Source organism: Pararobbsia alpina, assembly GCF_902859895.1.
In the GTDB taxonomy this organism is placed as follows: Bacteria; Pseudomonadota; Gammaproteobacteria; order Burkholderiales; family Burkholderiaceae; genus Pararobbsia; species Pararobbsia alpina.
Genome location: NZ_CADIKM010000078.1, coordinates 1 through 11,359 on the forward strand (window position 1 = coordinate 1; position 11,359 = coordinate 11,359).

Here is an 11,359-nt window from a genome sequence, read left to right on the forward strand (position 1 = left end):
GAGCCTGACGCACGCCGTGGCCGGCATGCATGGCATGTCGATCCGTTTCAACGATGTGCCTACGGGATGCAGCGTAACGCTCATCAGAAATAGCGGAGCGGCGCTTATCCGGATGGTGGACTGACGATGACGGCGCCACCACCGAGATGAACCTGCATGTGCTCGCGTGCAGTCTCAAGCGCGTCATGGCCATCATGAGCCACACCCGATTGCTGGTCGCGGGCCTTGTCATATTGATTGCATCGGATAGATTTCGTCCACGCACCAGAGCCAAAAATCGCGACCGCCTCGAGTGAAGCTACAAACTCGCGCTGAATGCGACCGCAGCCAATGCGGCCGCGAGAGCGGGCAGGGTCACCATGACACCCAGCTTCAAGAAAGACCCCGCAGACACTTCAATGCCCTCGCGACGCAGCGCTGTGAGCCAAAGGATGGTTGCCAAGGAGCCCGTGACGGAGAAATTTGGGCCAAGATCCACCCCCACCAGAACTGCGCTGGCAATAGGCGTGGACGCATGCGCAGCGGTAAGCGCTGAGCCCGCGATAAGACCGGCGGGCAGATTGTTGATAATGTTACATGCGAGGGCAACGACCGCGCCGGATATCCAGCCCGCATCAGCGGGAATCGTTTTAGCGGAGGTTTGAAGGGCGTTCGCCAGATGGCTAATAACACCTGTGTGCTGCAACCCTTCGACCAGCACGAAAAGTCCACCGACGAGAGGGAGTACCCCCCACGACATTTCGGTCAGGTGATGGCCCAGAAACTCTCGTTTCAGAAGGCAGACGAAAACGAACAGCGCGAGCCCTGCGCCGAAGGTCGGTAGGCCAAGTGGAACGTCGAACGCAGAAGCTGCGAGCATTACGACCGCCATCACCACGATACCGAATCCCGTCGCCTTCCCCGCGCCGGAAAGCTTGGGCACGTCGACATCGGCCTCGATTTTCTGCGTCAGAGCATCTCGTTGCATGAACCGGAGGACCAGATATGTGGCCACGATGCTCAGGACGGCCGGGATAGCAAAACGACCGAGCCAGTGCATCAAGGTAGGCATATGGTCCCGAAAAATCACCAGATTGGCAGGGTTCGAGATAGGTAAAACGAAACTGGCAGCGTTGGCAATGAACGCGCAAATGTAAAGATGGGGCAATGGCTTTTGGGCTTTGACCGCGCGTGCGACCGCCAGGACAGCAGGAGTCAAGACCACTGCAGTAGCATCGTTAGACATGAAGGTGGTCACGACCGTACCAACGCCGTACATCAGAAAAAACAACCGCTTCGCCGAACCGGCTGCTCGCCTTGCGGTGTGCGCCGCCAGGTAGTCGAACAATCCCTCCTTCCGGGCAAGTTCCGACGCCGTCATCATGCCCAATAAAAACAGGTACACGTCGGTGCCCTTGCAAATTGCATGCAGGGCCTCCGACCAAGGCAGCATGCCAAATCCGCACAACGCCAACGCCCCCAGCACAGCCCACACCGCTTCCGGTAGCTTGAAAGGGCGAACTATGACGCCTAGGGTCGACACTGCCGCGACGGCCCAGACAGAAAACGGCGAGCTGAGTAATGCGTTCATTGTGCAATCAAGAAGAGGTGGGAATTAAGTCTTGCGAGTCGGCATGCTGGGTTGCAGTACGCTCTTCGGGAGGTGTGGTCTCAGGCATCAATACCGCGAAAAATATAAAGGCGAGCCCACCGATGGCAGACAAAGTGAGAAAGCCTGCCGTGAAGCCAAATTTCTCGACGACGTATCCTCCTGTGACATTGCCCAGTGCTCCGCCCATCCCTACCGCCAGCGCCACCAACCCTTGCGCGAGATTGAAACGGCCAGTCCCGCGCATTAAGTCCGACGAGATGACGATGGCGATGATGTTAAAGATGCCTGAGGCCACGCTATCGAGCAGTTGAATGGCGACGACAGCATAGGGGCTGCGGGTCATTGAGAAGAGGAGGCCACGGACAGGCAGCACTGCGAGTGCGACCAAGAAAATCTTCCTTCTCCCGACGCCCTTTTTGCGTCGCACGGCCCACTAGCGCAGCAACCACGGCCATCATCAACTGTGCGGCGATCTTAATGCGATGACATCGGTGCCCGGGTGAACCTTGGCGATGACCTCCCCCGCAAGAGGCAGCATCGCCGCGTTTCCGATGTGAAAAAGTATGACCGAGACGATAAAAACCTTTAGGTCACGCTTTTTCCAAAGTTCGGACAAGGCGATGGGACGATGCTGACCCTCGCCTCCTGCGCGGCTCTCCGAACCCCGCGCGAGCTCGTGGTCAATCTCCTTGGGTTGGATGAATAGCACTACGCATGCGCTCGCTACTGCAAATCCGCAGATAAGATAGAACAGCCAGATGAACCCGACGTACTGACCCAGTGCGCCGGCCAGTACCGCTGCTGTGAAGTTGCCTGCGTGATTGAAGCTCGCATTGCGGCTCACTTGGGCGGGCAGCAAGCGATGGCCGACGATACCGAGACTCAGTGCAGCAACGCAGGGAGGAATAACGGCCGACGCCGCGCCCAGCGTGACTTGCACAGCCAGCGCCGTGGGTAGTCTCGGGAACAAGGCGACGAGCAGGCACCCGGCACCCATCGTTAGACCTGAAATCGCGATGAGCATGCGCTTTGCACGTACCGCATCCACCAACATACCGGCGGGGATTTGACATAGGGCCGCCGCGATGCCACTGGCCGCCATGACGAGCCCGATGTTGGCTGCCCCCCACTGTTGGGTGCCTCGGAGATAGACCGACAGAAACGACCCCAAACCACCTTGCACGTCAGCCATCAAAAAATTCAGGCCGTCCAAGCCACGCAGGGTGCGACCGGGAGGCGGCTTCGCTGATTCACAGCCGGCCGCCGGTTCGCCTGAACTCACCATTTTCTCCCGTTGCGATTGGGTCCGAGCTGGGTGCCGAAGATATGCTTTTCGTGCCACGCACCCACGGAATTCTCATCGCTCCCGTGTGCCTGCCGCACCTGCAGGGGCTCAGTTGTTGTCACGATATCGATGCTGTCGATGTCGCTTGAGCCGCACAGGTCGGTTGCCCGAACGAGAATCTTAAAAGTTCCCTCCGGTATTGCGCTTTCCAGTGTCCAGGATTGCGTCGATGCGTCTCGCGTCATCGGCAGCCACTCAGCGTCACCCACGCGGCACTCGACCTGTTCGATGCCGTCGGCGCTCCACGCTTTCGCGCGGACCGTTGTGCGGCCGGACAAGACGTGACTGGGTGAGTGGCAGCGAGTGACAAGGCGGCAGTCAGAGGGCGAGGTAATCATGGCTATCGGCCACGGTTGGTCCAGCGGCTTGAAGCGCCAACTGACCACATTTTTATCGACAGCGAGGATGGAAAATCCGGCCGGTCCTTCCTCTATCTGTCCCGTCGAGCGCGTCGCTGCGTAAATCGTCTTCCCGTCATTTCCGAGTTCGTTGTAATGCGTATGACCCATATCGACAACCAGCACGCGGTGGTCGCGCAGCATCTTATGAAAGGCCTTCGCTTCGCCAGCGTCGGCTAGGTCAGCAGGATAGGCGTGAGCGAAGACTGCGGTCTCGAGACCCTGAGTCGAAGCGCTTTCAAGCTCTTCCTTTAGCCACTTGAGCTGCTTTTTGCCGAGCTTAAAATCGGGTCCGCCGGTGCCGGCCGAGACGTAGTCTAGAAACAGACACTTGCAGCCGGCAACGGTGATTGCCTTGGGCAACTGTTGCGCGCCGAGCACCGAATGGAACGCATCAAGGCTCCTGGACTTGAAGTCGTGGTCACCCGGAAGGATGTGAAGCGGTAGCCGCAACTTGTCCAACTCGGAGCGGAGAATCGCATATTGCTCAGGTGTTCCGTCGTCAGCGTTGTCACCCGGCAGAACCGCGAAATCGATGTGTCCCGCAAGATGGTTGTTGGCTTGCGTGATGATGTCCCGGAGTGCGAGATGGTTCGGTTCTTCGGCATCGGTCAAATGTAAATCGCCGATATGCATCCACACTAACGGGCCGCCGCCCGCGGCAACACCGTCTGCTTGCTCTCGTGCAATTTCGCTCTCTCTAGGAAAGGCAAGGTCGTGGCTCTGTTGGGCTTCGCGCGCGTTAGTCGCCTCGGCGCTATCCGCGTCGACCCATTCAGCAATATCATCGACCTTGATGGTGTGGCCATACTCGTTCTTCACGCCGTGACCCCAGACCTGGATGTGTGCACCCGGTTCGAGGTAACTGGCAAGCTCAGCCGCAACATCAGGAGGCATGCGAATGGAGGTTCCGTCGATGAGAAGTGCGCCGCTGAGTTCACCCTTCTGACCGTACAAGGAAAGCTTGACCTCACCTGAGACTTCCATTGGATGCTTTTCTGCATGAGGCTTCTTATGCTTCCCGCCATCGTGATTCGGACCTTCGTCGCGAATGGCCACACCTGTACTGGTGGTCAGGAGGACGGCAGCCACGATGTCGGCTGACCGTGGCTTCACACCTCGTACCTTGACCGGGTCGCCGATGCTAATGTGACTAGCGACCTTCTTCGACATGTGCGGAGGGAAATGCACTTGCTGATTCTCGTCGAGGATGAAGCCGTCAAGCTCCCCATGGGGGTTCACCAAAAATTGAGTCACGGTACCGCGCGTTTCTTGCAGGCAGTCAGGGTCAATCCAATGCATCGTCCTACTCCGAAAAGCGGAAAAATTAGTTGGGGTTGTTGTTGTAGAGCTGGGTGACGTTGTCCGGCGTGCCGAACGCAGTCGCTTCCAACGCTTCGCCATACTGGTTACGCGTGCCGTATCCGCGAGCAGCGATGACAACGGCGGGGCGCAGGAGGCTCATGTACTGCCGAGCGACGGGCGGTGGCATCTTGACGATCGTCCCGTCCTGGAGCATGACCCCGTCGGGCTCTCCTCGCGGTGCGGTCGTGACCCGCATGACAATCCCTTTGACGCTCAGCTGGACGAGACCCGCGCCACGCAGCACCGGTGAGGCATGCGCCACATCGACCGGTGGGGGTTGGTCGACGAGCTGCTGCCCGGTCCGCTCGTTTGTAATCTGCTGGGCGCTCACATTGCCGCTGTTGTCCCGCAAGCCGACGATTCGAACGGTGTCGCCACGATGTACGAGGCTGACAAGCTGCGAACTCATGTGCGGCGGGAAGAGAACCAGCGTGTCATCCGCGAAAACGAAGCCATCGACATCGCCTTCGGGATTGATGACGAACCGACGTATCGTCCCGGTTGCGACCCGCGACTGTTGTTGCTCCATGAAGGGAGCCGGCGCGGGCGGCGGGGCCTGGAGTGCCATGTTGGGGACATTGCCCATGGGGGCAGCGACGGGCGGGGGTGCGGGTAGGTTCCCAGGAGTCGGCGCAGGTGCCGTTTGCGCGGCGCAGGCCGTCGCGACGACAACAAGAGAAATCGCCGCAGCGCGTGCGAGGTTCGAACCGGCACGTGCGTAGCGCTTCAGCTCGTGCAGCCTAGCGATGCGAAATATTGACTTGGATGACATTGATTCTCTCCGTTAAGACACGAAGAGAAATGCAAGCCCTATGCCAAGCGCTCGGAGCCCAGCCTATAAGGCTTCCCGCTTGGATGGGCTACACAAGTGTCTAGGAGCCCGACACTCCGGCGTTGGCTTTCTGGACACTTCATTCGATTGCGAGGCTTGCCATCTTTGCGTAGAGCGTTTGCCGGCTGATGCCGAGTCGGCGGGCCGCATCGGCACGGTTGTTCCCCGCGAGTGCCAAGGCATTGCATATCAGCGCGCGCTCAACCGTTTCGACGGCTTCGTGAAGCGCCATTTCAAGCAGCGGTGCCGGCAGATGCGAGTCCGCCTCGCCCGGCTTTTGTGTCAGAAACGCCAAGTCGTCCGCCGTGATAGCCGGCCCAGGGGCGAGAGCGCATGTGCGCTCAACGGCGTTCTTGAGTTCCCGGACGTTTCCCGGCCATCGATACGTCACCAGTAACCGCTGAGCGGGCCCCGAGAGCCGCATTGGATGGCCCCTGATGGATGCAGCATCAGCGAGAAAGTGTTCGGCGAGTGGCAGGATATCTGCCAGACGCTCCCGCAGCGGAGGCAGGTGAATCGGAATAACGCTCAAGCGATAGAGCAAATCCTCACGAAACTCGGCCGATTCAACCATTCCCTTCAAATCGCGATGGGTCGCCGCGACAAGCCGTATGTCCACTGGAACCTGGCGATGGGTACCTACAGGCGTGATATAGCGCTCCTGGATGACCCGCAGGAGCTTGGCTTGCATCGACAATGGCATGTCGCCGATTTCGTCTAGTAGCAAGGTCCCCCCGTCGGCCGCGGCGATGCATCCGACGCGGTCGTGGGCTGCGCCAGTGAATGCGCCTTTGACGTGTCCGAACAGTTCGCTTTCGAGGAGGTCTGCGGGAACCGCCGCACAGTTCACGGCCACGAAAGGCTTGCCGCGTCGCTTCGATACATCATGAAGAACACGGGCCGCAACCTCCTTGCCGGTGCCAGTTTCGCCGGTGATAAGAACCGTGGCGTCTGAGGAAGCGGCGCGCCCGATTTGCTTCTGTACTTCGCGCAGCGTATCGCTGACTCCAAGCAGACGAGGCTTTTTACCGGCAGCTTCGGACGTGAAGGGGGGCGCTTGCTCATCAACCGCCTCCGAAGGGGCGTCGGACGAGATAATGCGTTGAAGAAGCGACTGAATCGCTGACCTGCCGACGGGCTTGGTCAAATGGTCGAACGCACCAAGCGTCATGGCTCCAATGGTGTTGTCGCTGGTCGCAAAGCCCGTCAGCATCACGACCGGGAGCAATCGCCAACGGGGCTCGGCTCGAATGGCCTCAAGTACCGCTAGTCCATCCATGCCGGGAAGCCGGAAGTCGAGAAAGATGCAGGTGAACGCCCGCGCATCTTGAAGCACTTCGAGCGCTTGCTCACCCGAGTTCGCTTCCTCCACGTCGTGTCCGAGGTCAAGCAGGGTTTCAACGAGACCTTCGCGAAACCCTTCGTCATCGTCGACTACAAGTATGTGTGCCATGGGATATCAATTGCAAAACACGCGCCGTGTTCAGCGTCTGCCACATAGGCTCGGCCGCCATGCGCCGTGGCGACTTCACGTGCGACGGCCAGGCCGAGTCCCGAGCCGTCAGGTCTGCCAGTGACGAAGGGCTCGAAGATGCGTTCCCGGTCGATGGCGGGAACGCCCGGTCCATTGTCGATAACGGCCAATCGCAAAATTTTCCCTCCGGGGCCGGCAATCCTGCTCGCCCTCACGACGACCTCGCTGCCGGGCGGCGCGTGCCTGATGGCGTTCAGGACGAGGTTGTCCAACGCGCGAGCCATTTGCGCCGGGTCGAGATGCACCGAGCAATTCCCAGGCTCGAGTATGTCCGGTTGCAATGCCTCCAGGCCAACATCTAGGTTGATGCCTTTCGCGGCTGCTTGCTCCTCATGCGTACTGACAGTTTTCGCCAGCCACGCGGCCAGGTTCGTCTCTTTCTTCGTGACAGTTACCGGCTGTGTCAGTGCGAGAAGGCTGGATACCTGAGTTTCCATGCGTTCTACCTGTACAAGAATTGAAGCCAGGGTTTCACGCTGCCTGCCGCCATTGCCAAAGAGAGCGTTTTCAGCCTTCAGTCTAACCGCGCCCAAAGGGTTACGAATCTCATGCGCAACTTGCGCCGCGAGTCTACCGAGGGATGAGAAACGCTCGGCTTGCATCAGTTGGTCGCTCAGGTCAACCGCCCGCTGCTGAAGCGACTCGGCGCGGGCGACATAGGCGTTGAAGGCGTCGACGATTTTGTCGAGGTCGGGCTCCCCCACTGCTCGCAGCCGAACCGGGGACCCGGTATCCGGTTGGGGCGACAGTGCGAGTTCGAGCTTTGACAGACTGTTCTTCCATCGACGTAGCGCCAAGCCTAAAACGACGGCAACGATAAGGATGCCAGCGAGGACGATTGCCAGCGACGAAACCAGGATTTGTCCGTACGGACCGAGGGGCGCATGGGTACGGGTCAGTGTCCAGGCATAGAGGTTTGCAGCACCGCCGACGGCACACGCGGAGACCACGGTGACGCCCTGTTCCGCGCGTACAGAGTCAGAAACCGAAGCGTGTGTTGTTGCGGAGCGTCTCAAGGCGCGGAGTATCAACGGTGTTTCGGCCTCTGGAATGTCGCGCTTGATGCCGCTTCCTTGATACGTGGGAAATGAGTACGCAAGGAAACCGTCTGTTTTCGGTGCTGGCACTGAGGCGGAACTGTTGTGGTCGGTCGAACCCGCCGTTCCCGACGGCGAACCGGACGTGCTGGCTGCGCGTGAATCCCAAAAGCCGCCTTCTACCGCTGGGGTCTGGACTAGGACGGCGTCGAGTACCGCATGCATCAAATCGGCGTTGTAGGGGTCCGGATTCAACTGCCGGGAGAGTGAATAGCGAGAAGCGACGTGCTCGCAGGCAGTGGCCGACTGCTGGCTCGCCAACGAAACTTGCTGACTTTGGTCTGACTGAATAAGAAGCCAAATCACACCGGCGAGGACGACGCAGACAACCGCAACCACTGCCCAAAGGAGCAGCAACTGGGTGGCAAAAGACAGTCGCTTCATGGTTGGGAACGTCCCTAACAAAACTGGCCATCATTTTATGGAAACCGTTTCGAAATTCTTTTGGATGGTGGAACGTTACGCTAAATGCACGTTTGGTGCCTGGATAGCTATGGACGTCCTTTCCGCCCCGAAGCGCGGGGTCTCCGGCGCTTGCGGGGATGAGATTCCGCCAGAAGGCGCGAGCGGCGTGTCCACTAACTCGACACTCGCTGTCCGATAAATTGACAGCCCGGAACTCTGCCCCCTCTCAGCGTAAAGGCTAGTCGCCAGCCTTAGCCGCGAGCCATCAGCTCAAATTCACACAGCAGCGGACGCCCGCAGCGGAGAAAGGGTGAACGCTCGCCCGGGACTACAAGCGGCAACAGAACTTCAAACATGCTTCGAGCTCCCGGTCGCGTGCGTAGCGGCCGCCAAGCGAAGCAACAAGTTATGACGCCCGCTGACACCAGTGTCGGGAAGCGTTGACAATATTGACTACGGCCAGCATGACCGGCACTTCGATGAGAACGGCGACACCGTCGCCAACGCGGCGCCAGATTTCAGAATGAACAGCCAACTGACGAGTCGAGCGGCCTTGAACGCGCTGGACTCGGCCTGATTGCCTTGGGCTGGCTGGTACGTCAAACTATCGAGCCGATTCAATGAAAAGAGGGAAGGCTAATCCATGGTGCGAGGTTTTGATGCCGCGGTCGAAGCGGTCGAAGCGGTCGAAGAGGTCGTCCCTTGTGTCGTGCAGCGGCATCGCTCGGCGGGTGTGCTGACATGGCGTTTGATGCGCACTGTTGAGGCTGAAGTTCTTTCTGCACTGGCTTCGACTGGCCGACACAGCCCGCAGACCCTCGGGATGTTGCGCGCCCCCGATGCGCTAGGCTATCCGCAAGGCGATTCGCCGGTGAGCTTCGAAGGGCATGACTTTTCGCCGGTGATCTTTGGCCCGATCGACGACGCGTGGAATCGTCTCAACTAACTTCGGAAAGCACTTGGCGCGAAACGCGCTCCGTAGGTTGGCCGGTCGCCGACTTGGAAAAGCCGGCCCTCGCCGGCATGAAGGAAAACAGGGGCGTCGATGAGTACCGGAAATCCATTTTCGCAAAACAGGCATTGCTCGGTCGTTGGACAGTGGGTGAAGTTGAGAGCTGTTCGGGTGTCCCTACCGTCCGGACACACTGAGACCGCGCGCAAATCTTGCAGCAACATAGAAGCCTGCCTTCGCGAGAACGGGCCGATTGAGCAGAATACCCCCTGTCTTCTTCACAGCCTCAAGTAACGGAATAGCCGCACTACGGCGGCACACAGAAATACCCAGATGGCTACGGAAGACCAAATCAGGGACTATGTTCGGCGCTACATCGAAGCAACACCGGCGTTCGTCGACAACAAGGCTCACGCGATCAACATTGGTTGTACAGTCGGCGACGACATCTTTGTCAATCTTAGAGACACATGCGGCCATCCTACAGCGTTGCTACTCCGTGCCTACAGCCATTCGGATGAGAATTGGCGTCCGCTGCGCAGCAGTTTCGACATTAGACCCGTAAGAGGTGACTGGACGGTGCGGTGCTCGTCTGGCATTCCAGGCGATGGCCTTGATTGGGTTCTGAGGAGGGGACTCTACGCGAAGCTTGTGGCGCATGCCGGGGCTCGTACTTCTCACGACGACTTCGGAGGTGACTCGCTTGACGGCCCGCGTCGGGAGAGAGGCGTCCTGGAAGTAGATACGCATGGCTTCGGTCCGAGGTTCTGTGCCGACAAGCCTCCACGGCCGACACGGAATCGAAAGGGACTGTAATGCGGCGCGGGGACCCATACCCAGCGACGAAAGATACCGCCGGTGCCTCGTGCGGTCAATCCCATTTCCGAAGGTCGCGCCAGCTTTTGCTGCAGTTGAGGACTGCAGGCCCATCGGTTCAGGGTGCCTTAAGGATTCTGCTCTTACGATCCGACTCCAAACAACGGTGTCGTGAGGACATTCCGTGCGCAGACGCCCGACGCCTGGCTCGGAATGAGCTCGAGCGACCAATGCGAGAGTCCCGTATGAGTAAGTCCATTGCACAAACGGACGCGTGGTCCGAATGGTTGCTGAACCTGCGTCACGCGGGCGATCCCGAATTTCATCATCAGGTTCGGTCGCTCACGACCGTTATTGCAGACAGGGTGATTGATGCGGCTCAACTGGAGCCGGAGTCCACGCTGGTAGATATAGGCACCGGGGACGGTCTCGTTGCGTTTCGTGCGATCGAGCGATTCGGCCCGTCCTTGAAGGTAATACTCACCGATGTGTCCGCGCCGATGCTTGAGCACGTCGAAGCTATCGCCACGAGTCGGGGCGTTCGAGAGCAGTGTGAGTTCATCCACTGTGGTGCCGATGACTTGCACGATATCGCCGATGCGTCCTGTGATGCAGTAACGACGCGCGCCGTACTTGCGTATGTACCGGACAAGCAGCGCGCATTACTCGAGTTTCATCGCATTCTGAAGCCAGGCGGACGTCTGTCTATCGCTGAACCCATCATGCTGGACGAAGCGGTTTCGACGTCAGCACTTCGAAACCTGGCGAAAAAGCAGGTTGCGAGCGAAGCCGATTTGATCGTCGCGCTCATGCATCGCTGGAAGTCGGCGCAATATCCGGACAATCCCCAGGCTATCGCCAAGAACCCTCTGACGAATTTCAACGAGCGGGATCTTGTCCGGTTTGCCATGGCAGCCGCGTTCGAGCAGGTGCACATGGAGCTCCACATCAAAATCGTTTCGTCGATATTCACATCGTGGGAGATATTCGTGGGGAGTTCTCCTCATCCGTTCGCACCAACGCT

The 11,359-nt window shown here is 59.1% G+C and carries 9 protein-coding genes and 2 pseudogenes; 2 read left to right on the forward strand and 9 right to left on the reverse strand.

The features are described 5' to 3' along the window. Positions 1-298: 298 nt before the first annotated feature. The 9 genes and pseudogenes from HV670_RS28180 to HV670_RS32480 form a co-directional block, all read right to left on the reverse strand. The gene (locus HV670_RS28180; protein WP_175108253.1) at positions 299-1,570 is read right to left on the reverse strand and encodes an arsenic transporter; all 1,272 of its coding nucleotides are present in this window, start codon (positions 1,568-1,570) and stop codon (positions 299-301) included. 7 nt (positions 1,571-1,577) lie between these two features. Further along, entirely contained in the window at positions 1,578-2,018 is a 441-nt protein-coding gene (locus HV670_RS32580) for an MFS transporter (protein ID WP_281362480.1), read from the reverse strand. A 30-nt stretch (positions 2,019-2,048) separates the two neighbouring features. Continuing rightward, positions 2,049-2,804: an MFS transporter gene (locus HV670_RS32585; RefSeq protein ID WP_246258051.1), complete on the reverse strand. Its 756-nt coding sequence runs from the start codon at positions 2,802-2,804 to the stop codon at positions 2,049-2,051. A gap of 65 nt (positions 2,805-2,869) precedes the next feature. After that, positions 2,870-3,970, reverse strand: coding sequence for a metallophosphoesterase family protein (locus tag HV670_RS31545; RefSeq protein ID WP_246258053.1), 1,101 nt, complete (start codon positions 3,968-3,970; stop codon positions 2,870-2,872). A 117-nt stretch (positions 3,971-4,087) separates the two neighbouring features. After that, a pseudogene (locus HV670_RS31550) lies at positions 4,088-4,636 on the reverse strand (hypothetical protein); the annotation flags it as partial. A gap of 25 nt (positions 4,637-4,661) precedes the next feature. Then, positions 4,662-5,471, reverse strand: a complete 810-nt coding sequence (locus HV670_RS28195) for a hypothetical protein (protein ID WP_246258052.1) — start codon at positions 5,469-5,471, stop codon at positions 4,662-4,664. A 139-nt stretch (positions 5,472-5,610) separates the two neighbouring features. Then, the gene (locus HV670_RS28200; protein ID WP_175108255.1) at positions 5,611-6,984 is read right to left on the reverse strand and encodes a sigma-54-dependent transcriptional regulator; all 1,374 of its coding nucleotides are present in this window, start codon (positions 6,982-6,984) and stop codon (positions 5,611-5,613) included. Then, positions 6,966-8,546, reverse strand: coding sequence for a sensor histidine kinase (locus HV670_RS28205; RefSeq protein WP_175108256.1), 1,581 nt, complete (start codon positions 8,544-8,546; stop codon positions 6,966-6,968). The genes HV670_RS28200 and HV670_RS28205 overlap by 19 nt, the downstream gene beginning before the upstream one ends. Before the next feature lie 427 nt (positions 8,547-8,973). Beyond that, positions 8,974-9,098: pseudogene (locus HV670_RS32480) on the reverse strand (arsenical-resistance protein); the annotation flags it as partial. A 112-nt stretch (positions 9,099-9,210) separates the two neighbouring features. Between HV670_RS32480 and HV670_RS28210 the strand changes: the two are divergent. Both HV670_RS28210 and HV670_RS28215 read left to right on the forward strand, forming a co-directional pair. Then, positions 9,211-9,513, forward strand: coding sequence for a DUF2471 family protein (locus HV670_RS28210; RefSeq protein ID WP_175108257.1), 303 nt, complete (start codon positions 9,211-9,213; stop codon positions 9,511-9,513). A 1,067-nt stretch (positions 9,514-10,580) separates the two neighbouring features. Next, positions 10,581-11,359, forward strand: a 779-nt coding sequence (locus tag HV670_RS28215) for a class I SAM-dependent methyltransferase (protein WP_175108258.1), incomplete at its 3' end; no start/stop codon positions are given.